Raw genomic sequence first — 24,535 nt, 5'->3', positions numbered from 1 at the left:
ATGACCCACGATTTTCGACCCTACGATGCGGTGAAGCGCGTGCTGGACATTGTCAGCGCGAGTGTGGCGCTCATCGTGTTTTCGCCTGTGATCGTGGGTGTTGGTCTACTCGTGCTCGTAAGGCTTGGTCGTCCCGTGGTGTTCTCGCAGCAGCGACCTGGTAAAGGTGGCCGCCTATTCACGCTGCGGAAGTTTCGAACGATGCGCGACGTCGATGAGGCGAGGGGTCGGGTGAGTGATGAACAGCGGCTGTCGCCATTCGGACGTGCGCTGAGATCGACCAGTCTCGATGAGCTCCCTTCGCTGTGGAATGTGCTTCGTGGCGACATGAGCATGATTGGACCGCGTCCGTTACTCGTTGAGTACCTCTCTCGTTACAGCTTGGAGCAGGCGCGCCGGCATGAGGTGCGGCCAGGCATAACCGGGCTTGCCCAGGCGAGCGGCCGTAACGCCCTCGGGTGGGACGACAAGTTCGAACTGGACGTGCGCTATGTCGACCAAAGAAGCCTGTTCCTTGATGCTCGCATCCTCCTGGCCACTGTGAAAGCGGTTTTCACGCGCGAGGGAATCTCTCACGGCGGCCACGCGACTATGCACAAATATGGTGAAGAGCGTGACTGACGAGATCGTAGTAGTGGGTGCTGGTGGGTTTGGGCGGGAGACGCTCGATGTCCTGCAGGCAGTTATTTCGGCGGGGGCGACGCACCGGTTACTGGGCGTGATCGACAACGGACCCCGGGATGTTGATCGTCAGCTCCTCGCCCAACGTGGGATCACTTACTTGGGCTCCGAGGAGCAGTGGATTCGTCAGGCCACAGGAACCGAGCGCTTCATCGTAGCAATCGGCGACCCCTGCGTGCGGGAGACTGTAGCGGGGCGCTTCATCACCGCCGGCTTGCGACCTATCTCGGTGGTGCATCCGCGCGCAAGTGTCGGATCGCAAGGGACTCACGGAGCAGGTCTTGTAGTTGCCGCCGGGGCCGTGATCTCAACGAACGTTACTCTCGGAGACCATGTCCACCTGAATCCAGGTTGCATCATCGGCCACGACGCCGCACTTGAGGATTTTGTCTCGGTCAATCCTGGAGCGATCGTCTCCGGCAATGTGACGATCGAGAAGGGTGCACTTGTCGGGGCCGGCTCGGTAGTGCTCCAAGGGCTTCGGATCGCGTCGCGCTCCACAATCGGTGCCTCCGCCTGCGTAACTAAGCACGTCGTCGAAGTCGGCTCGACCGTAGTCGGGATACCGGCCCGACGGCACGAGAAGGACTCGAGTGTCCAGTAGGGGTCATCGGGTCCGACTGTGCTTCGTCGTTACGAGCGATGTCACGGCGGGTGCGTTCCTACGCGGCTACGTGACCGAGCTCGTGCGCTCCGGCATCTCGGTGGATCTCGTGTGCTCACCCGGGCCCGGGCTGGATCAATTTCGAAACGTTTCGGGGGTGACGCTGCATCCGCGAAGTATGAACAGAGAGCCCTCGCCGATCTCTGATCTTCGGGCCTTTCTCGGGCTCGTTGTACTGTTCGTTCGACTCCGACCGCATGCGATTGTGTACGCAACGCCTAAGGCAAGTTTGTTGGCTTCGTGCGCTGGTTTCCTCGCGGGCATTCGCGTGCGAATCTACGAACTTTGGGGTCTTCGCCTGGAGACCGCCAAAGGTGTCCAGCGGCCGATTCTCTTTCTGCTTGAGCGATTAACGATGCGCCTCTCAACGAGTGTTGTCGCAAACAGCAAGAGCTTGCTCTACCGTGCCCGTGGATTGCGCCTCATGTCCGCTGAGGACGGAGAAGTTCTAGGCCCAGGCTCTTCGCACGGCATCGATACTGACTTCTTCTCCTCGTCGGCGTCCAGGCCGGGGGTGGACTCGGAAACGGCTAAGTTCCTCTCGTCTTCTCGCGGATTCACGATTGGATACGTTGGCCGACTGCATCCCGATAAGGGCGTCGACTTGCTCATCCAAGCGATAAGAACTGTGAAGGAACGCGGTGTCGCGATACGAGCACTTCTCGTTGGCGGCGATGAGGGCGCCCAACTGCCGGACTTATCTGGGCTCGATGTCCATCTGGTTGGGCAGGTGAGGGACGTCCGCCCTTATGTTGCGGAGATGGATCTCCTAGTCTTGATGAGCTTGCGCGAAGGGTTCCCAAACGTCGTCTTAGAAGCGGCGGGCATGGGGATTCCCGCCATCGTCGCGGACAGCACAGGCGCGAAGGATGCCGTCGTAGATGGGGTCACCGGCTATATCGTGCCAGCCGCCGGCCAGGCGGAGTTGGAGGATCGGATCATGCGCCTCGAGAACGATTCAGCCGAACTCGATCAGCTCGGAAAGCAAGCACGGATGCGCGCCGTCGAAGAGTTCTCCGCCTCGCATATCTGTCGGCTGCATGTCCAGCACTACCTGGCCCAGATATGCAGGTCCTCCCCGAACGCTGCTCGGAAAGCACTCTGGCACTCCGAGTGACCTGGCGGTGGTGTAAGCGTCGTTGAGCAGAACCGTGCGGGGTGCAGGGCCACGACGGTTCATGCGCGTAACGCTACGAGACGTCCTGGGCAACACTGCGTTGCTTGAGAGCCGGACGTGGAACCTAGCGGTCGCGCGTCAGAATGATGTGTTGCCCAGAGCCGGCAGAGGTCTGACCGATGATAAGACCGTAAGCTTGGAACATGCTCCTCAGCCGTTTGGCCGCCCTGCTGCTTGTGCTGAGCGTCTCCATCGGGCAACGCGTCCACTGGCTCGTCGATGGCAACCCTATCAACGTGTTTGCGATCGCTTTCGTAGCTGTAGCTGCGATTCTGTGGGCTCGTGATTCCTTCGTTCTGCACCCGGCCAAGCAATACCGGGCGGTCGCACTGAATACAGTAGGGCCACTCCTCGCGCTACTTATCGCGCTCCCCTTCTTCGGTGTAATGACAGGCTGGTACAACGTCACGATCCTGTATGGCTGGATGGTCGTGGCAGTGCCCCTTGCCATACTCTCTCTCGGCCGCGCAGCGCGTCTACACGGATTGCGCCTAGATCGCGTAGCTTTCGTGCTGATTCTTGCACACGGACTCTACGGATTGGGTCAGACCCTTGTCCGACTCGGCGTTGTCTCAGAGAGTGTGTGGCCCGCCCAGCAATGGGATATCGCGGCGCAGGCTGCCATCAATGAGGCGTATGTGGTCGTGGGGCGCTCGACAGGACTGTTCCTTAACGCGAACGCCTTTGGATTCTGGTCCTGCGGAGCGGTGCTGGTTGGCGCCGTTATGCTCGTTGGCTGGCGTCGAAGCTTGTCGGTGACGCTCGGCATTGTCGGGATCCTCGGTAGCCAGTCGCGCACGGCATGGGTATGTCTCGCGATGCTGCTCGTGATACTCGGGTTCGTGATGTTGCGTCACGCACGAGTCGGTCTTCGGGTGCTCTTTGCCGTCGTTTCGGGTGCGCCGATCGCTTTAGTGACGTGGATGTCGGGCGGTTTCGCAAATCTCTTCGAGACCAGCCTCGTCGAGCGGTTGGTCAGTGGGGTTGGCGTGCTTAGCGTCGGTGTCGAAGCCGACACGAATCTCGCGGCGAGGGTGGACTCATGGAGCGCAGCCGTTGAATTTGCTGGTCAGTACCCTCTGGGCACGCTCGGTCCTCCGCAAGCGCTTTTCGGGTATTCCTTGGATAACCAGTTTGTGAGCTTCTTTCTGCAGGGCGGTGTCCTATTAGTGGGTGCTTACGTACTTGCGTTGTTCTCACCTATCGTGCTGGCTCGACGGGGTGTCCCGCGTGCCGGAGCGCTGGGAGTCGCGGCCGCGCTCTTCGCTCTGACTTCTTTCACTATGTTGCCATTCGAGTCGTCCGCTTCGGCTGTCTTCTGGCTTCTCGCAGGGGCCGCGTTCTCGACAACGCCCGACGCCCAGACCGACCGCCACACAGCGGCGCCTTCGAACGGCGGGGTTCTGTCCGCTAACGCCCCCGCTGCGGGACGGAGTGGAACGCGCAAAGGTCTTCACGCCACATAGCTGGGCACGACACGCGGTGCTGCGTGTTAGGCGAGACACGAGCTGAGGACTGCTCCCACCACGTGGCGACGCGACCGCCGGCAGAATACCGAGCGCTTTGACTGGCTCACCACAGGTACAGCGTCGAGACTCTTGCTCGCGGTCTTGTGCCACATGGCTTGAGCGGGGACCGGAGATCGATGTTCAGTCCGCCGCGAGTGGGAATGACGAGGGCCTGCAACGACCCCGTAGACGAGTACGCTTTCAGGATTACCACGGCGCCGATGGCTCCAACGTGGAGTTGGTCAGGTGCTCTGTTCCCGCGCGCTTTTATGCCTGCCGTTGCGCGACCGCAGCGCCCGTCACTGACCTGGGGCCGTCTACCGAACCGAGGGTGACTCCCCGCTCCTAGTCGCCTAGCTACCGCGACTGTAGGAGGGAAACCAGCGCCGCGTGTGTGTCAACTAGGATCACTGACTTGGAGATTTGCGCCATGCTAAGGTCGCGTACTTCTTCTCGCGACGTCTCGCGCATGTCGTAGGCGTAGGTGATGATGTCGGCGAACCGAGCTGGTCCTTGTTTGTAATAGACGGAATCAGCCGGGAACCTGTCGGCGTGCCCGGAGTACGTGGCCAGGCCGGAGGCCAGGTATTCCCGAACTTTCAGCGAGCAGGCTTCTTTCATGCCCTTCCGATCAAGGGCGAACGACGCTAACCCAACCCAGGAACGGGCAACGAGTTCCGCGATGGCGTTCTGGTCTAAGTGTCCGTGGATTCTGATTCGGGGATCCTTGTTCGCCCGCTCGCGGTCCGGTTCGCCGACGTCCCCGACCAGGTGAAGGATGAAGTCGGCGTCGGTGGTCTGGGCGTCGTCCAGAAGGCGATCAAGTCCGTGCCAAGGGACGAAGGAGCTCGCGATGAAGATCAACTCAGGCACTGAGCCACGGTGATCAGCAGCGAGAGGATGTTGGGAGGGGTCGACCCCATTCGGAAAGGTTAGAGAGGGGATTTGTGCGCCAGTTCGCGCCAACTCGTATGTGCTTATCTCTGAAGTGACGCCAGCGAGGGCCGCTGCAGCGGGAATGTTTCGCCGAGCTGCCAGCCACTCGAAGAGGACGCGTAGTCGGCGTCGGTAACCTGCGTCGAGCATCAATTCAGGAATCTCGAATGTGTGGTGTACTGAAACGACTGGAGTTGAGATCTCTCGAAGTGTCTTTGCGCGCGCCAGGTCTGACGTTGTGTAGCGCAGTAGCACCGTGTCGTACTCCGAGTGATGGCGGCGAAGCCAGCGGTACAACGACCGTCGGTGGCCCATCTTATCCGCGACGTAACGAAACCAGCTTGTTTCTTCCGGGCTGCTATGTGCTCGCCCGGGCGATATGCGAAGTGGTTCTGCCTCAGGGGGCAAGGCGATGTCAGTAAATAGACGCACGTCCCAATCGAGGCCGGATTCCTTTGCGGCCCGATGTTCCGTAATCGCCTGCCGGACGATGCCGCTAGCGGGGATATGTAGCGGGATGAGGTGGAGGATTTTCATATTAGGTCCAAAGTTCGCCTCTGATTGCGAGGCGTGATCGCGACCGCGCTGGCCTCTATGTCGCTATCTTAGTCGCCCCAATGGGCGCGACGTTCTCCGATGTCCTTCGGTAGGGCCCGAAGTCGACGAGCGAAAGCACTCGCGAGTGTGTCGGCCGAGCAGTGAGCGGTCCAGTACGACATGCTGGCTGCGACATACCGCTGATACTCTTCGTCGTTCGTGTGGAGGAGGAGCGATAAGCGGTCTGCAAACTGTCGCGGTGTGTGTTGCGCGTCGAGCAGGCCAGCGAAGACATCCGGGTCGTGGCTGAGCGCGCTGACGCCGCCTACGGAAGTGGCGATGACCGGCAGTCCCTGGGCGAGGCCCTCCTGGATTGAAGCAGCCAGGCCACCTTCGGACTCCGAAACCTGTACGAATGCTGATGATGGATTTCTCGCATACCATTCCCGGAGTTCCCGGCTCTCCATGTGCCCGAGGAATCGGAATGACCCTGGCGACAGTCGCTGTGCTGCGTATGACATGATTTCTACCTCGTAGGCAGGGTCGCCCGAGCCGATATGTGTCCAAGTAATTGAGTCGGCTACGGATGTCTGAGCTTCAGCGACGTCATCAATCAGCATTTTTAGGCGCTTCACGGGGGCGATGTATGAGCAGGAAACAAGATGCATTGCGTCCCGATCGGCGTTGCCGGCGTTCACCGCGGGCGAGGTGCCGATACGGTCAGTGGTGAACTTTGAGGCATACGCGGGATAATGTTTGCGTAGATAATCCTCAGCGGAGGATGAGGCAGCGAATACGACATCGAGTTGGCTAAGGAGGAGTCGTCGCTGGGGCAGATAGCCGTCGGCGCGCCGTTCCACGTACAAATCGAACCCATTGGCGCGGCTGACTGCGGTAGCGGATGTTTGCCCAAGAGCGCTCCGCGTCTCGACCGCAGCGCGCGCTGGGACATGCAGCCAGAACGCATAAAACAGGATCTCTTCGATGTCACGGACCGCGGAAGCAATCTCGTCCTTAAGCATTTCGACGAGCGAAATCGAATACAGGTCGAACCGCAGGTCTGCTATGACGTGGCGGAGGCTGGGAAGAGCGCGTAGCGCACGGATAAACGAGCCGGCGGCTTTGAGCGGCTGTTTTGCGCAGAATGCTGCGACGGACGAAGCGCCGCGGACTGGCGCGCTGATTAGTACCGCGCCCTCGGGAAGCTGTCGTGTCTGAGGCATGGTGGGCCGATGGAGAGTGGGTATTACAACCACTCTGTCGAAGACGTCTAAGAGGCGGGGAATCTCGGCCTCCAAGAACTCTTCTCCTCTCCCGAGAGGATAGGTCTGGGTGAAGAGGACGAGGGCGGATCGGTCCGGTATGTGCTCCCGAGGGGCCTGCGGCATAGAAGTGACTATACGCGACCCATCGGACGCCAAGATGGCCAGGGCAGGGCCGGTTCGCGACGTCGTGCCGCTCGCGGTATTGTCGATCTGTGTCCGCCCGGTGAGCTTCACCTTCGCCGATTGACCATCTCATCGGCAAGTCAGGCGGCCCGCGTGAAGGGACTGGACAGCTTGGCGGGCGAACGATCTGACAGGGGTGTCGGCCGAAGCATATTGACGTTGATCACCGGATCGATGGCGGCTCAATTGGTCACCGTGGCCATACTTCCCATACTAACTCGACTATATAGCCCGTCTGCTTTCGGCTCGTTCGCGATCTTCTTGTCTGTCGTTACCCTGCTGTCGGTCGTTGGAACCATGCGATACGAGATGGCCATCGTGCTGCCGAAGGCGGCGAGCGAAGCGCGGGCAATTACTCGTATGGGTATATGCGTTCTAGCATTGGTGTCTCTCGTCGTCCTGATTTCGGGTGTGGCTGTCCTCGGGGTTTCTTATAGCTTTTCTGGCGCGTGGATGTGGTTCCTCATACTCGCGGGGCCGGGAGTGTTCCTGCTGGGGTACAACAGCTTTCTGAGCCAGTGGTTTACGCGGTCCCGATCCTATGGACGAATAAGCCGCAATAGGGTGGTGCAGAGCTTCGCAACGGCGGGCGCGCAGGTAGCGCTTGCGTTCGTTCTGCCTGGGGAAGGTGTTGGGCTGGTGTCAGGCCTGCTTATCGGACAACTGGTCGGCGCCATATTTCTGACTTTCGCGGATGGTGCTGGGGCAAGCATCTTTGCTCGGTCCGACTGGCAGCGACGGGGCTACCTGCGCCGCAAGTATTGGCGTCTTCCCCTGTTGCTGATGCCGCACACCCTCATCGATTCATTCCGCTTGAACGGCGTTAATCTCTTGATAGGGCATTTCTCGGTCTCTGTACTTGGGCAGTACTCGCAGGCTTGGCGACTCGTGCAAGTGCCAGCCGGGTTGATCGGCTCCGCGGTCAGCCAAGTTTACTTCCCTCGGCTTGCAGATGCGGCTCGCGCGACGTTGTTTCATACCGTTCGGAGCAGTGTAATTCGCACAGTCGTCCTCGGCGCTGTTCCATTCGCTGGGGTGTTTTTTCTTAGTCCCGCTGCCTTTCCACTCATTCTTGGTCCCGGCTGGACGGAAGCAGGCAAGTTCGCGCAGGCGCTCGTGCCCGCGCTCTACGCCAACCTGGTGGCATCACCACTGTCTACGATCTTCATCGTGTTGCGCAAGGAACACATTGGGTTGATGTACTCGCTGTTCTTCACGATGCTGTCGCTAGGAGCGCTGCTCCTGTTCCGCAGCGACCTTCTGCTTGGCGTGTGGATCATGAGCCTTTGTCAGGCGATCGCTTTTGTTGTATACGTCGGAATGGCGCTTTGGCTGGTGAGGCCCACAGCTCTGCAAGACGTTTGAACCGATGAAGCATGATCCGTGGCGCAGCCGCAGAAAACATCGCCGCGACCGCTAATCAGCGATTACACGGGTGTTCGATATGACATCGATCGTGACTGGCTGGCGCGCTGAGCGTGGTCGCGGTCACCCGCAGTCGAGGGTCTGCACGTCGGTGCTTGTCGGGCGCGCCATCGGCGTGTGTCGCAAATCGGGCGGGTCATACTCGCCTGCCGCGCCGCTGAAGTCGACCTCTACCTTGTGCGCCTGGCCGGGGGTCATAGACAGGAGCCGTGACCGTCGGGCGGCCGAGATTCGGCAGACATCTATGGTTTTCACGGTTGCTGTCGACCGTTACCGCCGCTGCGGTCGCTCCCACAGGTCCGTAGAGCATTAGATCGGTCGCAACTTGGCCTTGAAGAAGGGAGCGCAGGCGGGCGCGTCGGGCCTGACCGGGTTGGGGGCGCGTCGCGGTGAGCGCGCACGACCTGCGCCGAGAGCACCCCGGCGGCCTCGGTGGCGGCCAATGCGTCGGGGAAGCTCGCCCGGTGGCGATCAGCGCTTGCTCGGCCGAAGAGTAGGCGCGCTCGATGACGCGCTGACCCGTCTCATAACGCGATGGGCCGCCCAGGCGCTGAACCGAAGCGATCGCTGCGAACGACCGCCGCACCGAATCGCTTACGGCCGCCGAACCGTCGGTGATGAAGATCTGCTTCCGCTTGAGCCGCTTGATCTCGGCGAGCACCTTCGCGGGCATGCTCGATGCGGGCGTGAGTAGCAGCGGCCCGCCGAGGTGGGCGGCCGCTGCGGCCGGGAGCGCGTCGAGAAGTTCGCCCGGTGCGGCGACGAAGACGGCGGTTACTCGTGCGGAGTACTTCTTCGACACGGCGGTCGCCGTGTCGAAGCGGTCGGGCCGCACAGTCTCGACCTGCCTGCCGGGAATATGATGGTTTCCGGCGTCGGACTCGGCGCGTGCACCGCCACCACTGTCCGGAGGGTGATCTCAGTGGCTCCGCAGCCTCCGCTCAACGCGCCGCTGAACGCGGCCTGCTCGAAGCGTCGACGGTCAGCGACCAGCGATACTTGACCAGAGCCCACGATGTGACGTACTCGCACTTTGCCCTGGGCCATGTCCGAGTACAGCACGCTAACGAGTCCCGGCTGAAGCGTGCCGTCCGTCTCGGCTACTGATCTCGGTCGCCATGCTTGACGCCCAGTCGTGCTACCGCTGGGCAACACGTCACTGACCTCGGCGAGGACGACCCCACCCGTGTCACTCCAAGCCGGGGCGCTCGCCGAGTACCGCCGGCGTGTGAGCGCCGAGGCGTCGCTACGCCATTATGCTGGTCACCATCCGTTCGACATCCGCGAGCGCCGGCGCCAGTTGCGCGGCCGACTTCTCGTAGACGGTGCGTGCAGCGCGGTATGGGTCGATGATGTCGTCTTCGGGATTCCCCGCACCGGCCGTGCGCCGCCCCGCGACTTCGATCAAGGCGCGGCGGAACCGGGTGCGTGCGTCCGTTCCTGCAGCGCCGGTGCCTTCGGCATCCGCCTGCTGCGGCGACGACGCCCAACGGGCGAATTCGCGCACGGTGAACGCGCGTCGCACGATGCCGGGCACCATCCGCACCGCGTGTGCGCGGTGCTCTCGGGTCATGGTCAGGATCAGGTCGGCCTCATTGAGCATCGGCTCGGTCAGGTAGCGGGCGCGGTGTGCGGCGGCGAGCGTGGATCCGCGCCGAGGGCGACGGCGAGTTCTTGCGAGAGCGCGTCCATCTCGCGGTCCAGTTCCCGCCGGGTCAGCCCCTGCGGACGCAGATCGCTCGCACTCGCGACCCTACGAGCGGCCGCTCGGAACTGACTTCAGCGGGCGGCGCGGATGCACTCGATCGCGACAGCATCCGCACGGCGAGGCATCCGATGGCCATGCCGAGTGTGTTCGCGATGACGTCCGACAGGGTCGGGTAGCGGCTGGGCAGCAGGGTCTGCACGATTTCGATGCTCGCGCTCGCCGCGCACCCCAGCAGGATGATGAGCCAGGCGTTGATGCGCGGCCATGCCGTGGCTAGCAGCAGTCCGAACGGGATGAACAGGGCGATGTTCGCCAGAAACTCGAACAGGGCGTTGCTGATCGACAGCGAGACGCCCGAGACGTCGGAGAAGGAGCGGGCGACGAAGAATGCCAGCCCGGTCACCCGTGACGCGGCCACCGCCGGAAGCCACACGACCAGCGCGAGGGCGACGAGGTACGGCCCCCTCGCCGGGCGACATCTTGCCCCATGCGGCACAATGTCCCTTGTGGTAGATGCTTCCACGCCTGCGAAGGGCGCTCCGGTCGAGAAGAGGAGGGAACTCCTCTCTTCCCGCGACGAGGATCGAAGCAGCGTCACGCGCGGGGGCGGTCAGCGAGCCATCCGTGTCGCGATCGTGGAAGATCAGACCCTGTTCCGCTCGCTGCTTGCGTCGCTCATCGACGGCGCAGACGGCTTCACGGTCGCCGCGACATGCGCGAACGTGCAGGAGGCACGGGAGCACCTGACGACTTCGACGGCCGACGTGGTGCTGATGGACATCGGCCTGCCCGATGGCAACGGCTTCGGGCTGGCGCGATCGCTGCGCACACGTCGGCCCGACCTCGGCATCGTGCTGCTCTCCGCACACGACGTCATGGATCTGCTGCTGGCGCTGCCGACGAAGGACCGCACCGGCTGGAGCTACCTGTCCAAGACGTCGGCCACCTCGACCGCAGTGCTGCTCAACACCCTACGGATCACCGCCAACGGCGGCGGCGTGCTCGACCCCGAGCTGGTGCAGAAGCTCACACCACGCAAGAACTCACCGCTCTCGCGCCTGACCGGGCGGCAGTTCGACGCCCTGCGCCTGCTGGCCGCCGGCCGCTCGAACGCCGCCATCGCACGAGAGATGGAGATCACGCAGCACTCCGTCGACAACCTGCTGAACACCGTGTACAACGTGCTGGGCGTGCGGGGCGACTCCGAGGCGAACAGTCGCGTCTCGGCCGCCCTCATGGTGCTGCGCCACGGCGCCGCGCCAGAGGCTCCCGCATGACCGACCTCGATGTGGATCCCGCGAAGGACGCAGCCGACGACCTGCGCCGGCTGCTGACGACCTCGGGTGTGGTACTCGCCACCTTCAGCATCGGCGCGGCCACGCAGTCGGTCTTCGTCTATGCCGCACCATCGGTGTTCGACTCGACGCTCGACGGAGTGCAGTCGTTCATCGTGCGCACCATCGTCAATCTGCTGGCGTGCGCGGCCGCCCTGATGCTGTGCGCGTGGGTGCGTCTGCCCGCACTCTCGCCGGTCAAGCAGGTGCTCATGTCACTGGCGATCTCGGGCGGCGTCTCACTGGCGCGCTTCGGCGTGCAGCGGCTGGTCGGCATCTACCCGGATCCCTCGATGCAGACATCACTCGTCGAGATCGTCTCGGCCGCGGCAGTCGTGGCGCTGGCCATCGGGCTCGGCATGGCTCAGATGCTGTCACAGGCTCGACTGCGCACGCAGGAGCGCGCGGCGGCCGAGCAGCGGCTGCGCGCGACGACCGCGCTCGCCGCCCTCGCGGAAGAAGAGCTGCGCGTGCGCCGGTCCGTCGCCGAGGGGCTGCACGGCGGCCTGCAGGCGCGGCTCGTGATGGTGCGGGTGCAACTCGACAGCATCCTCGACCGCTGGGGTCACGGCAGGGTCGACGACGGCGACCGCGCCGTGCTCGAACAGGTGCGCGACGAGCTCGACACCCTGCGCGAAGACGAAGTGCGCCAGCTCAGCCATCTGCTGTATCCCGCGGGCGTCGACGTCGGACTGGCCCACGCTGTGCGGCGTCTGGTGCGACGGGTGCCGTCGCAGATCGAGACCGATGCAGACATCGACGAGGCGTTCGACGAGCCCGTCTTCACCGCCGACGAGCCCGGTGAAGCTATCGTCGTACGGCGGGTCGCCGTGCTGCGGGCCGCCGAGGAGGGCATCAACAACGCGCTGCTGCACGGCGGCGCCGACCGCATCGGCATCGGCCTGCACCTGCGCCACCACGACGACGGCGACCGCGTGCTGCTCACCGTCGACGACAACGGCTCCGGGATGCCGGCGGCGAACACCGGCCTGCGCGGCCTGGCACGCTCGGACGAGCGGCTGAGCAGGCTCGGCGGCAGCCAGCGGCTCGACGCCTCGCCGTGGGGCGGCGTGCGCCTGATCGTCGAACTTCCGGTGCACACGCGCCACCCGGCACCCGCCGAATAGAAGCTGACCCCACGCGGCGCCATGCCGCCGGGATGCCAAGCGCGCGAGACCGGCATAGCCGACCAGCCGAGGCGCTCGCCGAGTACCTCGGCGTCTGATCGCTGGAGGTGTCGCTACGCCACCGCGCTGGCGACGATCCGCTCGACATCCGTGAGCGCCGGCGCCAGTTGCGCGGCCGACTCCTCGTAGACGGTGCGTGCAGCGCGGTACGGGTCGATGATGTCGTCTTCGAGCGTCCCCGCACCGGCTGTGCGCCGACTCGCCACTTCCATCACGGTGTGGCGGAACCGAGAGCGTGTGTCCATCCCTGCAGTGCCGGTGCCATCCGCATCCGCCTGCTGCGGCGACGATGCCCAACGGGCGAACTCGCGCATCGTGAACGCGCGTCGTACGATGCCGGGCACCATCCGCACCGCATGTGCGCGGTGCTCTCGGGTCATGGCCAGGATCAGGTCGGCCTCATTGAGCATCGGCTCGGTCAGATAGCGAGCACGGTGCGCGGCGGCGAGTGCGGGATCCGCCCCGAGGGCGACGGTGAGTTCTTGCGAGAGCGCGTCCATCTCGCGATCCACCATCCCGTGCGTTCCCGCGCTGTGCACCCGCACGCCGAGGGGTTCAAGCCGGGTGCGAAGCAGGATCTCCGCCATGGGGGAGCGGCAGATGTTGCCGGTGCAGACGAACAAGATCGTCGGTGCCGCACCGTCCTGCGCCTGGTGCGTGACGGGCTGTCGCAGCGCCTCAGCCCGCCGGCGCAGTTCCCGACGGGTCAGCCCCTGCGGACGCGATTCGTTCACACTCGCGACCCTACGAGCGGCCGCTCGGAACCGACCTCAGCGGGCGGCGCAGACGCACTCGACCGCCACAGCATCCGCACGGAGAGGCATCCGATGGCCATGCCCAGTGTGTTCGCGATGACGTCCGACAGGGTCGGGTAGCGGCTGGGCAGCAGGGTCTGCACGACTTCGATGCTCACGCTCGCCGCGCACCCCAGCAGGATGATGAGCCAGGCGTTGATGCGCGGCCATGCCGTGGCCAGCAGCAGACCGAACGGGACGAACAGGGCGATGTTCGCCAGAAACTCGAACAGGGCGTTGCTGATCGACAACGAGACGCCCGACACGTCGGAGAAGGAGCGGGCGACGAAGAATGCCAGCCCGGTCACCCGTGACGCGGCCACCGCCGGAAGCCACACGACCAGCGCGAGGGCGACGAGGTACGGCCCCAGCAGCGATCGCGCGGCGATGACGAGGGGGCGGGGCATGCGTCAAGTCTACGAGCCGGCGCCGCTCACCGACTCGATGTACCGCAGCAGCACGCCCTCGCGCAGCGCCCACGGGCACACCTCCAGCTCGGCGATGTCGAGCACCTCCATCGCGGTGTGCAGGCAGACCGCGGCCGCAACGATCTGGAAGGTGCGGTCGGCGGTGATCCCGGGCAGCTCCTGCCGGGCGGATGCCGGGATGCGGGCGAGCCGGGGGATCCACGAGCCGAGCGCATCGCGGGGCAGCAGCATCCGGTCGGTACCCGACCAGCCCGGCGCCGGATACCCGGCCAGCCGGGCGAGGGAGCGGATGGCTTTGGAGGTCCCGACGACGTGGTCGGGGGAGGGCAGTGCGCGGAAGCGTGCGGCGATCGGAGCGAGGGTTGTCTCGGCGTGGGCGCGCAGCGGGGCGACGCGCTCCTCGCCGGGCGGGTCGTCGGTGAGGAACTCGATCGTCATGCGCCCGGCACCGAGCGGGGCGGATGCGGCGACCTCGGGCAGCTCGTCCGCCCCGGCGGCGAACTCGAAGGACCCGCCGCCGATGTCGAGCAGCATCAGGCGGCCGGCCGACCAGCCGAACCAGCGACGCACCGCGAGGAACGTCAGCTCCGCCTCCATCTCGCCCGTCAGCACCTGCAGCGGCTGACCGAGCCGCTGCTCGATGCGCGCGATCGCCTCGGCGCCGTTCGCGGCCTCCCGCACCGCGCTGGTGGCCGTGGCGATCAGGGTCTGCAGGTTCTCGGCATCCGCCACGCGCTTCGCCTGGTCCACGGCATCCGTGAGCGCCTGCAGCCCTTCGGGGCTGATCGCACCCTCTGGGGTGAGGTAGCGCATCAGGCGCAGCACGGTGCGATCGCTGCTCGTCGCCAGCGGGCGCCCGCCGGCACGGATGTCGGCCGCGAGCAGGTGCACGGTGTTGGATCCGATGTCGAGGACTCCGAGGCGCACGGGACGAGACTACCCGCGCGCCGGGCGTTCGCGACACGGCCGATACCATGTAGTCCGTGAGCGCCGCCCCGAACCTGCCGCTGTCTCCCTACCGCGCGATCGACCGCGCGGACTGGGCGCGTTTGGCCGCCGGGCTCGACCAGCCGCTCAGCGAGACCGAGATCGTCGAGGTGCGCGGCATCGGCGACCGACTCGACATCGCCGAGGTGCGTGAGGTGTACCTGCCGCTGAGCCGGCTGCTCAGCCTGTACGCGTCGTCGGCGAAGCGGCTCGGCGCCGCGACGAGCGAGTTCCTGCAGGAGGACGACACGACCACCCCGTTCGTGGTCGGCGTCGCCGGCTCGGTGGCGGTGGGCAAGTCGACCATCGCCCGATTGCTGCGCGAACTGATGAGCCGCTGGCCCGGCACCCCGCGGGTCGAGCTGGTGACGACCGACGGATTCCTCTACCCGAACGCCGAGCTCGAACGGCGCGGGCTGATGGATCGCAAGGGGTTCCCCGAGTCGTACGACCGCCGGGCGCTGCTGGAGTTCCTCACCGAGGTGAAGAGCGGCGCCGCCGAGGTGCGCGCCCCGTTCTACTCGCACATGCGTTACGACATCGTCCCCGATGCGACCGTGGTGGTGCGCCGCCCCGACGTCGTCATCGTCGAGGGTCTGAACGTGCTGCAGCCGCCGCCCGCTCCCAACGACGTCGCGGTCAGCGACCTGTTCGACTTCTCGATCTACGTCGACGCCGAGGTCGAGCACATCGCGAGCTGGTACATCGACCGGTTCCTCGCCCTGCGCCAGGGTGCCTTCAGCAACCCGTCGTCGTACTTCAACGTCTTCGCCCACCTCACCGACGAGGAGGCCGTGACGACCGCCCTCGGCTACTGGAACGACATCAACATGCCGAACCTCGTCGAGAACGTGCTGCCCACCAAGCACCGCGCCACCCTCGTGCTGCGCAAGGGCGCCGAGCACGCCGTCGAGAGCGTGCTGCTGCGCAAGGTCTGACGGGTCTCGCCCCGCGACATCCCGTCGGCGCACCCGCGTCGAGGTGTCTGCGTTCTTGAGGGGTCGCATATTGCCGCATCCGGCGTGTTCGAGGCGACCATCTGCGACCCCTCGGGGAAGCGGGGTCGGGCCCGTAGAAGTCGTCTGGCTTCGTGAGGGGTCGCATCGTGCCGCATCCGGCGTGTTCGAGGCGACCATCTGTGACCCCTCGGGGATCGGGAGAGTTCGTTCAGAACCCTCGCAAAATGCGCGGCTTATCCTTGAACCCATGTGTGGAATCGTCGGATACGTGGGCCCGCGCCCCAGCCAGGACATCCTTCTCGCGGGTCTCGCCCGCCTCGAATATCGCGGATACGACTCCGCCGGCATCGCGGTTATCGACCAGGACGGCACGCTCGGCATGCGCAAGAAGGCCGGGAAGCTCGCCATGCTGCGCGACTCGCTGTCGGATGCCGCGCTCGGCGACGGCACGACCGGAATCGGCCACACCCGCTGGGCGACGCACGGCGGACCGACCGACGTCAACGCGCACCCGCACCTCGCCGACGACGACAAGCTCGCCGTCATCCACAACGGCATCATCGAGAACTTCGCCGCACTGCGCGACGAGCTCACCGCCGAAGGCGTGACCTTCCGCAGTGAGACCGACACCGAGGTGGCCGCCGCGCTGCTCGGCCGCGAGTACGGCCGCACCGGCGACCTGCAGCAGGCGTTCCGCGACGTGGTCAACCGCCTCGAGGGCGCGTTCACGCTGCTCGCCATGCACGAGGACCAGCCCGGCCTGGTCGTCGGCGCCCGCCGCAACTCCCCGCTGGTCATCGGCCTGGGCGAGGGCGAGAACTTCCTCGGCTCCGACGTCGCCGCCTTCGTCGAGCACACCCGCAACGCGCTCGCCATCGGCCAGGACCAGATCGTCGCGATCACCCCCGACGCGGTGACGGTCACCGACTTCGACGGCAACGCCGTCGACGCGCAGCCGTTCGAGGTCTCGTGGGACGCCGCCGCGGCCGAGAAGGGCGGCTGGTCGTCGTTCATGGCCAAGGAGGTCGCCGAGCAGCCCGAGGCCGTCGCGAACACGATCCGTGGCCGTATCCAGGGCGGTGCCGTCGTCATCCCCGAGCTCGACGGACTCGATGAGCTCTTCACCGGCATCAACCGCGTGATCATCACCGCGTGCGGCACCGCCTCGTACGCGGCGCTGGTCGGCAAGTACGCCATCGAGCAGTGGGCCCGGGTGCCCGTCGACGTCGAGCTCGCGCACGAGTTCCGCTACCGCGACCCGGTGATCGGCGCCGACACCCTCGTCGTCTCGATCAGCCAGTCGGGCGAGACCATGGACACCCTGATGGCCGTCAAGTACGCGCGCGAGCGCGGCGCGAGGACGCTGTCGGTGTGCAACACCCAGGGCGCGACGATCCCGCGCGAGTCGGATGCGGTTGTCTACACGCACGCCGGCCCCGAGGTGGCCGTCGCCTCGACCAAGGCGTTCTCGGCGCAGATCACCGCGCTGCTGCTGCTCGGCCTGCACATGGGCCGCGTGCGCGGCACGGCATCCGACGCCTCGGGCGAGGTCGCCGAACTGCAGAGCCTGCCTGAGAAGGTCGCCCAGGTGCTCGCCGAGGAGAACGACCACGTCACCCAGCTCGCCGGCTGGATGGCCGACACCCGGTCGGTGCTGTTCCTCGGCCGCCACGTCGGGTACCCGATCGCTCTCGAGGGCGCGCTGAAGCTCAAGGAGATCTCGTACATCCACGCCGAGGGCTTCGCCGCCGGTGAGCTCAAGCACGGCCCGATCGCGCTGATCGAGCCCGGTCAGCCGGTGTTCGTGCTGGTGCCGTCGCCGCGGCACTCCGCGCTGATCCACTCGAAGGTCGTGTCGAACATCCAGGAGATCCGCGCCCGCGGGGCCCGGGTGATCGTCGTGGCGGAAGAGGGCGACGCCGCCGTGCTGCCCTACGCCGACGAGGTCATCCGCATCCCGCTCGCCGGCGCGCTGTTCGAGCCGATCCTCGCGGTCGTGCCGCTGCAGATCTTCGCCATGGCGCTCGCCACGGCCAAGGGACTCGACGTCGACCAGCCGCGCAACCTCGCGAAGTCTGTCACCGTCGAGTGATCTGATCTCTGCGAACCGCCCCGGAGCCGCGTGCTCCGGGGCGGTTCTGCGTGTGCGGCATCCGGAGCCGCGGTTCTCGATCGCGATGTCGGCGGCAGTGCTCCCGGTGAGCCGGAATCGGCGAATGCTGTGCCGGATCCCGCGCGAGTAGGCTGAACGGGTGATCATCGGCACCGGCATCGACCTCGTGGACGTCGCGCGATTCGAACGGTCGGTGACGCGCACCCCGCGCCTGCTCGAGCGCCTGTTCACCCCCGCCGAGCAGAGCCTGCGGCTGCGCTCGCTCGCCGCCCGCTACGCCGCGAAGGAGGCGCTGATCAAGGCGCTCGGCGGCAGTGACGGGGTGTACTGGCACGAGATCGAGATCGCCTCGGAGGCGTCGGGGCGCCCGCATTTCGTGCTCAGCGGTTCGACAGCGCAGGTCGTCGCCGACCGCGGCATCACGGCCCTGCACCTCTCGCTCACGCACGACGCCGGCCTGGCCGCCGCGTACGTCATCGCCGAACGCGAGGACTACCGCTCGTGAACCCTTTCCGCGAAGCCACCATCGACCTCGGGGCGATCTCCGACAACGTGCAGCATCTGCGCCGGCTCACCGCGACCGATGTGATCGCGGTGGTCAAGGCCAACGGGTACGGGCACGGCGCGGCCGAGGTCGCCATCGCGGCGCTCGCCGGGGGAGCGAGCCGCGTCGGCACCGCCACCCTGGAGGAGTCGTTCGCCCTGCGCCGCGCCGGGATCACCGCCCCGCTCATGGCGTGGCTGCACGAACCGGGCCGCCGTTTCGACGACGCCGTACAGGCCGGTATCGAGATCGGCGTCTCCTCGCTTGCACAGCTCGTCGCCGTATCCGAGGCGTCGCCGGCCCCGGCATCCGTGCACCTCAAGGTCGACACCGGCCTCTCACGCAACGGCATCGCGGCCGCGGAGCTCGAGCGGGTGCTCGCCGAGGCGGCGCGGCTCGAACGCATCGGCCGCATCCGCGTCGTCGGCATCTTCAGCCACCTGTCCGGCGCGAGCCCCGACGACGACCGGGCGCAGCTCGCCCGGTACGAGCAGATCCTGGCGCGGGCCGAGGCGCACGGCATCCGCCCCGAGATCCGTCATCTCGCCGCCACCGCCGGAGCCATCGCGCTTCCCGAGGCGCGGCTCGATGCGGTCCGCATCGGCATCGGCCTGTACGGACTCTCGCCGTTCGCCGGCCGCAGCTCGGCCGAGCTGGGGCTGCGCCCCGCGATGACCCTGCGCGCGGCGGTCGCCGCGGTGCGCCGGGTGCCGTCCGGCACGGGCGTCTCGTACGACTACGTGCACCGCACCGAGCGGGAGACCACGCTCGCGCTGGTACCGCTGGGCTACGCCGACGGCATCCCGCGGCAGGCATCCGACCGGGGACCGGTGCTGATCAACGGCCGGCCGCACACCGTGTGCGGGCGCATCGCGATGGATCAGTTCGTCGTCGACATGGGCGACGAGCCCGTCGCCGTCGGCGATGAAGTGGTCGTGTTCGGCGATCCGACGCTGGGCCACCCCTCCGCCACGGACTGGGCGGATGCCGCGGGCACCATCAACTATGAGATCGTCACCCGCATCGGGGCGCGCGTGCCGCGGCGGACGATGTCGTGAGCGCCCTCGACGAGCTGACCGGCCGGCACGAGATCGCCACCGCGGATGCCATGCAGCAGCTCGGGCATCGCATCGGCGCCGAGCTGCGCGCCGGCGATCTGCTCGTCCTGACCGGTCCGCTCGGTGCCGGCAAGACCACGTTCACGCGCGGCATCGCCGAGGGGCTGGGCGTACGCGGTCCGGTGCAGAGCCCGACGTTCGTGATCGCTCGCACGCACCCGTCGCTCGTGGGCGGCGCCCCCCTGGTGCACGTCGACGCGTACCGGCTCGGGTCGGCCGCCGAGCTCGACGATCTGGACATCGATTTCGCCCGTTCGGTGGTCGTGATCGAGTGGGGCAGGCCGATGGCGGATGCCGTCGCCGACGATTGGTGGGACATCGAGCTCGAACGCCCGGTCGGCGGCGCCGACGTGGCGGATGAGGACCTCGACGCCGACGCCCCGCGATTCGTGACCATCGCCCGCGTGCAGCGCTGAGAGCGCTCTGGGCGGTCCGTCGCCGGCCTCCGTCCGGTTTCGGGTGACGCAGATGATCAGTGCGGTGGGTGAATTTGTACCCCGTGACGCCACCGATAATCTGGTATCCCAAATCGCAGAGGAGCCCCCGATGGAGCAGGAACAGCAGTCACCCGGCATCAGCCGACGCACCTTCACCCGCGCAGCAGCTTGGAGTGTGCCCGTCGTCGCCGCGGCGACCGCCGTGCCTTTCGCCGCCGCATCGGTCACACCCCCGGTGGAAGGGCTGTGGTATTCGGTGACGCCAGGGGGCGAGGGGAACCCCGCGGGCACAGCCGGGTTCACGATCTTCAACAACGGCGATGCGGACTTCGACGGGACCGTCTCGATCCGCATCGCGCTCTGGCCCTACCCCTTCTCCTCGCTTCAGCCCATCGTCGTCAATGGCAGTGTGTACCGGGGTCAGCGAGCTCTGGAGAACAGAAGGATCCTCGGTCGCTACCTTGGCGTGCCGGTCACGGTGCCCGCCGGTTCCCAGCTCGACTTCCTGTTCGATTACACCGACACGACCGAGACCACGCAGGGCACGTCGGAGCTCATCTCCATCGTCGCCGACGACGGAACGCCGATGGTGCTGGCGGGTGAGCCGACGTTCTACACGCCGTACACGCCGGCCCCCTGAGACCGCATCGGCACGGGCGGTCGCTGACGGATCTCAGCCACCGCCCGCGTCGCGGCGTTTTCGCGTGAGCCCGACGCCGTCACCGCGACCGACCACGACTAACCTGGAGAGGTGATCCTCGCCGTCGACACCTCTCTGGGCACGGCCGTCGCCGTCATCGATGCCGACGGGCGCACGGTCGCGGAGGCGTCGACCCCCGACCCGCTCGGACATGCCGAGGTGATCGGCGATCTGCTCGCCCGCGTCGCACGCCCCGGCATCACCCATGTCGTTGCGGGCATGGGCCCTGGCCCGTTCACCGGCCTGCGGATCGGCATCTCTGCCGCCCGGGCCTTCGCGCTGGGCCGCGGCATCCCCGTGGTTCCCGTGCCGAGCCACTACGCGATCGCGTTCGACACGGCCGCACAGGGACCCTTCGCCGTCGTCACCGATGCGCGACGCCGCGAGATCGCGGTGAGCGTCTTCGACGGGACGGATGCCGACGGCATCCCGAATCTCATCGCACCCACCCGCCTCGAGAAGCACGGCGCCGAACTGGAGGCGCCCGTGATCGAGGCCGCCGAGCTGTCGGCCGCCGCGCTCGCTCGCGTCGGGCAGGCCGCGATCACCGCCGGCCGGGTGCTCGCGGATGCAGAACCGCTGTACCTGCGCTCGCCGGACGTCGTGCAGCCCGGGGCACCGAAGCGGGTGAGCGCATGAGCCTTCGCCCCGCGACCGTCGCCGACCTGCCGGCGATCATGGACCTCGAGCGTCGCAGCTTTCCCACCGACGCGTGGAGCGAGGCGACCATGGGCACCGAGCTCACCAGCGCCCACACGTTCTACCTGGTCGACGAGGACGACGACCGGATCGTCGGCTACGGCGGGCTGCGGGCGCTGCGCGGCGGGGCGGATGCCGACATCCAGACCATCGCCCTGGACGCCTCCTTCCGCGGCCGAGGCCGCGGCCGCGCGCTGCTGCGCGCGCTGATCGCCGAGGCCGTCGCCCGGAAAGCGAAGGAGCTGTTCCTCGAGGTGCGCGCCGACAACCCGGTCGCCGAGAGGCTGTACAACTCGGAGGGCTTCGCCGAGCTCGGCCGGCGCCCGCGCTACTACCAGCCCGACGACGTCGACGCGGTCGTGATGCGGCTCGACCTGCGCACCTGGAACGCCGGGAAGCCTCCCGCCGCGCAGGAGAATGCACGACCTGCAGGAGAGGATCCGCAGGTCGATCCTGCAGAGCGTGCGATCTCCGTCGAATCGCGCGAAGACGATGCCGCACGGGAGGGACGCACATGATCGGACCCCTGGTGCTCGGCATCGAGACGAGCTGCGACGAGACCGGCATCGGCATCGTGCGCGGCCGCACGCTGCTGTCGAACACGATCGCCTCGAGCATGGATGAGCACGCCCGCTACGGCGGCGTGGTCCCCGAGGTCGCGGCCCGTGCGCACCTCGAAGCGCTGCAGCCGTCGATCGACCGTGCCCTCGCCGAGGCCCGAGTCAGCCTGGACGAGCTGGACGCCGTGGCCGTGACGAGCGGTCCGGGGCTCGCCGGGGCCCTGATGGTCGGCGTCGGAGCGGCCAAGGGCCTGGCCGTCTCGCTGGGCAAGCCGCTGTACGCGGTGAACCATCTGGTCGGGCACATCGCCGCCGACATCCTCTCGATGCCGGATTCGCCCGCTGCGCCGGACCGGGCGGACGCCGGTCCGCTCGAGTATCCGACGATCGCGCTTCTGGTGAGCGGCGGTCACACCTCGCTGCTGCACGTGCGCGACCTCACCACCGACGTCGAGCTGCTCGGTGAGACGGTCGACGACGCGGCGGGGGAGGCCTTCGACAAGGTGGCGCGCATCCTCGGTCTGCCGTATCCCGGCGGGCCGCAGATCGACAGGGCGGCGATCGGGGGAGACCCGAAGGCGATCCGCTTTCCGCGCGGACTGTCGAAGGCCTCCGACATGGCCGCGCACCGCTACGACTTCTCGTTCTCGGGCCTGAAGACGGCGGTCGCCCGCTGGGTGGAGCGCGCCGAGGCGAACGGCGAGCAGATCCCCGTCGCCGACGTCGCGGCCGGTTTCCGGGAGGCGGTCGTCGACGTGCTGGTCACCAAGGCGCTCGCCGCCTGCGCCGACCGCGGCGTGCCCCGCCTGCTGCTCGGCGGCGGCGTCATCGCCAACCGACGGCTGCGCGAGGTGGCGACAGAGCGTGCTGCGGCCGCCGGCGTGACCGTCCGCATCCCGCCGCTGTCGCTGTGCACCGACAACGGTGCGATGATCGCCGGCCTCGCCGCGGAGCTGATCGCGAGCGGGCGCGCACCGTCGACGCTCGCCTTCGGCGCGGACTCGACGCTGCCGGTGACCGAGATCCAGGTGAGTCCGGCATGACCGACCCGCGCATCGAAGGTCCCACCCCCGAGGTCGAGAAGCCTCAGGGGTCGGCGTCGCTGCCCGGCGCCGCGAAGGGGTACGGCAAGCTTCCGACCGGGCCGGTCAGTGTGGAGCCGGTCGCCACCGGGCCGATCGCCGACGTCGATGCGTTCGCCGACACGGGGTGGGCGCCCGCGGTCCCCGAGCCGGCCGACGACGCCAAGCTCGCTCCCTGGGCCCTGTTCGCCGCGATCGTCGCGTTGGCCACCTCGATGTTCGTCGGGTGGGGCATCCCGGTGGCGATCGTCGCGGTCATCGCGGCGACCATGTCGCTGCGTCGCCCGGTGGAGAACCGTGAGGTGGCCATCTGGGCGCTGGTGCTGGGGATCGTGGCGACGCTGTTCAGTGCGGGGTGGCTGATCTGGGCCGCCATGCAGTTCGAGACCATGGGGTGACGGATGCTGGATGCCGCGGATGCCGCACGACGACGTGAGCTTCAGCGGCGGGCGTACGCGCCCGGCGGTGCTCTGACGCGGGCTGAAGCCGCTGAACTGCATGCGCTCGACAGCCGCAGCTTGGCGGTCGCCGCGGCCGAGGTGCGTGCGCCGGAGCCGGTCGCGCCGGTCGCGCCGGAAGTCGCACAGCCTGCGCCGGATGCCACCGCGGAATCCGCGCACGCGCGTGAGGAGCATCCGCTGCCCGCGCCGCCGCAGGTGACGACTGCTCCGCTCGCCGGAGCGCCGGCCGCGGACACCGCGGCGAGTGAGCACACGAACGCGCCGGCGACCGAGACCCCGGCGCCGTCCCGCCGCCGCTGGCTGCTGCCGCTCGTGGCTGCCCTGGCGATCCTGCTCGGCTTCGGCGGCGGATGGCTGGCGTTCGCGCGCGGCGACGGCGGGTCGGCGATGAGCGACGAGCAGCAGGACATCTGGGCGCGGATCGAGGCTTCGGGCACGTACGATCCCGGCTCGGTGCGGCTGCTCGGCGACAAGTACGGCGTGAACGTGTGGCAGGCGACGAAGGACGGCTCGACCACGGACTGCCTCATCCTCACCCACGACGAGGACGAGAAGACCGGATGCGTCCTGCCGGAGCAGATGGAAGAGGCCTATTACTACGGACCCCAGACGACCCTCTCGTACAACGACGGCGACGACGAGTACATGCTCTGGGCGACGTTCATCGAAGACGTGACCGGTGAGCGCCGGGTGATCGTGCAGCGTCAGAGCTCGGCGGACTCGTGGGACTGGCGGTCGCAGTACGACGAGCGCGAACTCGCGACGGCCGAGATGTTCGTCGAATCCGGCTTCGACGGTCAATTCCTGCAGATCGTGGGCTACGACGGCGACATCCCCGTCTGGCTGTACGAGGCCGACCGCACCTGCCTGCTCGTGGAGCAGACGGACGGGTTCGCCGAGCACTGCGGCGCGCTGATGTACGCCTCGGAGCCGACCCTCGAGCTCGAGATGCCCGATGTGACGTACAGCGTGCATGCCTCGCCGACCCGCGGGTACGATCTGACGATCGTCCGTCACGCCGAGGGCGGCACGACAGCCGTGCAGTGAG

The 24,535-nt window shown here is 66.9% G+C and carries 25 protein-coding genes and 1 pseudogene; 18 read left to right on the top strand and 8 right to left on the bottom strand.

From position 1 onward, the window contains the following. The 4 genes from ACFWH5_RS02105 (at nucleotide 1) to ACFWH5_RS02090 (ending at nucleotide 3,988) form a co-directional block, all read left to right on the top strand. Nucleotides 1-621 carry a sugar transferase gene (locus ACFWH5_RS02105; RefSeq protein WP_378831227.1) on the top strand — a complete coding sequence of 207 codons (621 nt, stop codon included), beginning with the start codon at nucleotides 1-3 and terminating at the stop codon, nucleotides 619-621. Then, on the top strand, nucleotides 614-1,285 hold the full coding sequence (locus ACFWH5_RS02100) for an acetyltransferase (RefSeq protein WP_378831224.1): 672 nt from the start codon (nucleotides 614-616) through the stop codon (nucleotides 1,283-1,285). Before ACFWH5_RS02105 ends, ACFWH5_RS02100 begins: the two co-directional genes overlap by 8 nt. Further along, nucleotides 1,275-2,462 carry a glycosyltransferase family 4 protein gene (locus tag ACFWH5_RS02095; protein WP_378831222.1) on the top strand — a complete coding sequence of 396 codons (1,188 nt, stop codon included), beginning with the start codon at nucleotides 1,275-1,277 and terminating at the stop codon, nucleotides 2,460-2,462. Before ACFWH5_RS02100 ends, ACFWH5_RS02095 begins: the two co-directional genes overlap by 11 nt. A gap of 203 nt (nucleotides 2,463-2,665) precedes the next feature. Continuing rightward, nucleotides 2,666-3,988, top strand: coding sequence for an O-antigen ligase family protein (locus tag ACFWH5_RS02090; protein ID WP_378831219.1), 1,323 nt, complete (start codon nucleotides 2,666-2,668; stop codon nucleotides 3,986-3,988). A 399-nt stretch (nucleotides 3,989-4,387) separates the two neighbouring features. Here ACFWH5_RS02090 and ACFWH5_RS02085 read toward each other — a convergent pair whose 3' ends face one another. Next, complete coding sequence (locus tag ACFWH5_RS02085; protein ID WP_378831218.1) at nucleotides 4,388-4,903, bottom strand: hypothetical protein; 516 nt, start codon at nucleotides 4,901-4,903, stop codon at nucleotides 4,388-4,390. Nucleotides 4,904-5,571: 668 nt separating this feature from the next. Beyond that, nucleotides 5,572-6,726 (bottom strand): glycosyltransferase, encoded by a 1,155-nt coding sequence (locus tag ACFWH5_RS02080; protein WP_378831215.1) that lies wholly within the window; start codon nucleotides 6,724-6,726, stop codon nucleotides 5,572-5,574. Nucleotides 6,727-7,044: 318 nt separating this feature from the next. On the opposite strand from ACFWH5_RS02080, the gene ACFWH5_RS02075 reads away from it, so the two are divergent. Then, a complete protein-coding gene (locus ACFWH5_RS02075) occupies nucleotides 7,045-8,316 on the top strand; it encodes an oligosaccharide flippase family protein (RefSeq protein ID WP_378831213.1) in 1,272 nt (423 codons plus the stop codon). A gap of 196 nt (nucleotides 8,317-8,512) precedes the next feature. Here the strand turns inward: ACFWH5_RS02075 and ACFWH5_RS02070 are convergent, their stop codons facing one another. The 3 genes and pseudogenes from ACFWH5_RS02070 to ACFWH5_RS02060 form a co-directional block, all read right to left on the bottom strand. Further along, the gene (locus ACFWH5_RS02070; protein WP_378831211.1) at nucleotides 8,513-9,211 is read right to left on the bottom strand and encodes a cell wall-binding repeat-containing protein; all 699 of its coding nucleotides are present in this window, start codon (nucleotides 9,209-9,211) and stop codon (nucleotides 8,513-8,515) included. Nucleotides 9,212-9,622: 411 nt separating this feature from the next. Next, nucleotides 9,623-10,000: pseudogene (locus ACFWH5_RS02065) on the bottom strand (low molecular weight phosphatase family protein); the annotation flags it as partial. Between the two features lie 91 nt (nucleotides 10,001-10,091). After that, nucleotides 10,092-10,580 carry a VanZ family protein gene (locus ACFWH5_RS02060; protein ID WP_378831210.1) on the bottom strand — a complete coding sequence of 163 codons (489 nt, stop codon included), beginning with the start codon at nucleotides 10,578-10,580 and terminating at the stop codon, nucleotides 10,092-10,094. A 139-nt stretch (nucleotides 10,581-10,719) separates the two neighbouring features. Here ACFWH5_RS02060 and ACFWH5_RS02055 point away from each other — a divergent pair, with 139 nt between their 5' ends. Then, on the top strand, nucleotides 10,720-11,361 hold the full coding sequence (locus ACFWH5_RS02055; protein ID WP_378831207.1) for a response regulator: 642 nt from the start codon (nucleotides 10,720-10,722) through the stop codon (nucleotides 11,359-11,361). Continuing rightward, entirely contained in the window at nucleotides 11,358-12,545 is a 1,188-nt protein-coding gene (locus ACFWH5_RS02050; RefSeq protein WP_378831204.1) for a sensor histidine kinase, read from the top strand. The genes ACFWH5_RS02055 and ACFWH5_RS02050 overlap by 4 nt, the downstream gene beginning before the upstream one ends. A 113-nt stretch (nucleotides 12,546-12,658) precedes the next feature. Here the strand turns inward: ACFWH5_RS02050 and ACFWH5_RS02045 are convergent, their stop codons facing one another. Genes ACFWH5_RS02045 through ACFWH5_RS02035 form a run of 3 tightly spaced genes read right to left on the bottom strand, consistent with a single transcriptional unit; the run spans nucleotide 12,659 to nucleotide 14,754 of the window. Further along, complete coding sequence (locus ACFWH5_RS02045; protein WP_378831202.1) at nucleotides 12,659-13,339, bottom strand: low molecular weight phosphatase family protein; 681 nt, start codon at nucleotides 13,337-13,339, stop codon at nucleotides 12,659-12,661. Next, entirely contained in the window at nucleotides 13,336-13,806 is a 471-nt protein-coding gene (locus tag ACFWH5_RS02040; protein WP_378831199.1) for a VanZ family protein, read from the bottom strand. The genes ACFWH5_RS02045 and ACFWH5_RS02040 overlap by 4 nt, the downstream gene beginning before the upstream one ends. A 9-nt stretch (nucleotides 13,807-13,815) precedes the next feature. Then, a complete protein-coding gene (locus ACFWH5_RS02035; protein ID WP_378831198.1) occupies nucleotides 13,816-14,754 on the bottom strand; it encodes a Ppx/GppA phosphatase family protein in 939 nt (312 codons plus the stop codon). Between the two features lie 56 nt (nucleotides 14,755-14,810). Here ACFWH5_RS02035 and coaA point away from each other — a divergent pair, with 56 nt between their 5' ends. The 11 genes from coaA (at nucleotide 14,811) to ACFWH5_RS01980 (ending at nucleotide 24,534) form a co-directional block, all read left to right on the top strand. After that, nucleotides 14,811-15,752, top strand: coding sequence for a type I pantothenate kinase (gene coaA / locus ACFWH5_RS02030; protein ID WP_378831196.1), 942 nt, complete (start codon nucleotides 14,811-14,813; stop codon nucleotides 15,750-15,752). 268 nt (nucleotides 15,753-16,020) lie between these two features. Further along, nucleotides 16,021-17,865 carry a glutamine--fructose-6-phosphate transaminase (isomerizing) gene (gene glmS / locus ACFWH5_RS02025; protein WP_378831193.1) on the top strand — a complete coding sequence of 615 codons (1,845 nt, stop codon included), beginning with the start codon at nucleotides 16,021-16,023 and terminating at the stop codon, nucleotides 17,863-17,865. Nucleotides 17,866-18,025: 160 nt separating this feature from the next. Then, the gene (locus tag ACFWH5_RS02020; protein ID WP_378831191.1) at nucleotides 18,026-18,391 is read left to right on the top strand and encodes a holo-ACP synthase; all 366 of its coding nucleotides are present in this window, start codon (nucleotides 18,026-18,028) and stop codon (nucleotides 18,389-18,391) included. Then, nucleotides 18,388-19,488: an alanine racemase gene (gene alr / locus ACFWH5_RS02015; protein WP_378831188.1), complete on the top strand. Its 1,101-nt coding sequence runs from the start codon at nucleotides 18,388-18,390 to the stop codon at nucleotides 19,486-19,488. The genes ACFWH5_RS02020 and alr overlap by 4 nt, the downstream gene beginning before the upstream one ends. After that, nucleotides 19,485-19,964: a tRNA (adenosine(37)-N6)-threonylcarbamoyltransferase complex ATPase subunit type 1 TsaE gene (gene tsaE, locus ACFWH5_RS02010; protein WP_378831186.1), complete on the top strand. Its 480-nt coding sequence runs from the start codon at nucleotides 19,485-19,487 to the stop codon at nucleotides 19,962-19,964. Before alr ends, tsaE begins: the two co-directional genes overlap by 4 nt. Nucleotides 19,965-20,094: 130 nt before the next feature. Next, nucleotides 20,095-20,625, top strand: coding sequence for a hypothetical protein (locus ACFWH5_RS02005; protein WP_378831183.1), 531 nt, complete (start codon nucleotides 20,095-20,097; stop codon nucleotides 20,623-20,625). Between the two features lie 111 nt (nucleotides 20,626-20,736). Beyond that, the gene (tsaB, locus tag ACFWH5_RS02000; RefSeq protein ID WP_378831182.1) at nucleotides 20,737-21,324 is read left to right on the top strand and encodes a tRNA (adenosine(37)-N6)-threonylcarbamoyltransferase complex dimerization subunit type 1 TsaB; all 588 of its coding nucleotides are present in this window, start codon (nucleotides 20,737-20,739) and stop codon (nucleotides 21,322-21,324) included. Continuing rightward, on the top strand, nucleotides 21,321-21,902 hold the full coding sequence (gene rimI / locus ACFWH5_RS01995; RefSeq protein WP_378831181.1) for a ribosomal protein S18-alanine N-acetyltransferase: 582 nt from the start codon (nucleotides 21,321-21,323) through the stop codon (nucleotides 21,900-21,902). The genes tsaB and rimI overlap by 4 nt, the downstream gene beginning before the upstream one ends. Continuing rightward, nucleotides 21,899-22,987, top strand: a complete 1,089-nt coding sequence (tsaD, locus tag ACFWH5_RS01990; RefSeq protein ID WP_378831178.1) for a tRNA (adenosine(37)-N6)-threonylcarbamoyltransferase complex transferase subunit TsaD — start codon at nucleotides 21,899-21,901, stop codon at nucleotides 22,985-22,987. The genes rimI and tsaD overlap by 4 nt, the downstream gene beginning before the upstream one ends. Beyond that, entirely contained in the window at nucleotides 22,984-23,424 is a 441-nt protein-coding gene (locus ACFWH5_RS01985; RefSeq protein WP_378831175.1) for a hypothetical protein, read from the top strand. Before tsaD ends, ACFWH5_RS01985 begins: the two co-directional genes overlap by 4 nt. A gap of 3 nt (nucleotides 23,425-23,427) precedes the next feature. Beyond that, on the top strand, nucleotides 23,428-24,534 hold the full coding sequence (locus tag ACFWH5_RS01980; RefSeq protein WP_378831173.1) for a hypothetical protein: 1,107 nt from the start codon (nucleotides 23,428-23,430) through the stop codon (nucleotides 24,532-24,534). Nucleotide 24,535: the final 1 nt, after the last annotated feature.

This window comes from Microbacterium sp. NPDC058345 (assembly GCF_042723855.1).
Classification (GTDB): Bacteria; Actinomycetota; Actinomycetes; order Actinomycetales; family Microbacteriaceae; genus Microbacterium.
The sequence above is the reverse complement of the archived record's forward strand: the minus strand, read 5'-3'. Positions and strand labels throughout refer to the sequence as shown.

Bases quoted from the DNA above. Each gene is read 5' to 3' on its own strand.
- ACFWH5_RS02105 (WP_378831227.1), top strand. From the start codon at position 1: ATGACCCACGATTTTCGACCCTACGATGCGGTGAAGCGCGTGCTGGAC.
- ACFWH5_RS02090 (WP_378831219.1), top strand. From the start codon at position 2,666: ATGCTCCTCAGCCGTTTGGCCGCCCTGCTGCTTGTGCTGAGCGTCTCC.
- ACFWH5_RS02080 (WP_378831215.1), bottom strand. From the start codon at position 6,726: ATGCCTCAGACACGACAGCTTCCCGAGGGCGCGGTACTAATCAGCGCG.
- ACFWH5_RS02050 (WP_378831204.1), top strand. From the start codon at position 11,358: ATGACCGACCTCGATGTGGATCCCGCGAAGGACGCAGCCGACGACCTG.
- ACFWH5_RS02040 (WP_378831199.1), bottom strand. From the start codon at position 13,806: ATGCCCCGCCCCCTCGTCATCGCCGCGCGATCGCTGCTGGGGCCGTAC.
- glmS (WP_378831193.1), top strand. From the start codon at position 16,021: ATGTGTGGAATCGTCGGATACGTGGGCCCGCGCCCCAGCCAGGACATC.
- ACFWH5_RS02005 (WP_378831183.1), top strand. From the start codon at position 20,095: ATGGAGCAGGAACAGCAGTCACCCGGCATCAGCCGACGCACCTTCACC.
- rimI (WP_378831181.1), top strand. From the start codon at position 21,321: ATGAGCCTTCGCCCCGCGACCGTCGCCGACCTGCCGGCGATCATGGAC.
- tsaD (WP_378831178.1), top strand. From the start codon at position 21,899: ATGATCGGACCCCTGGTGCTCGGCATCGAGACGAGCTGCGACGAGACC.
- ACFWH5_RS01985 (WP_378831175.1), top strand. From the start codon at position 22,984: ATGACCGACCCGCGCATCGAAGGTCCCACCCCCGAGGTCGAGAAGCCT.
- ACFWH5_RS01980 (WP_378831173.1), top strand. From the start codon at position 23,428: ATGCTGGATGCCGCGGATGCCGCACGACGACGTGAGCTTCAGCGGCGG.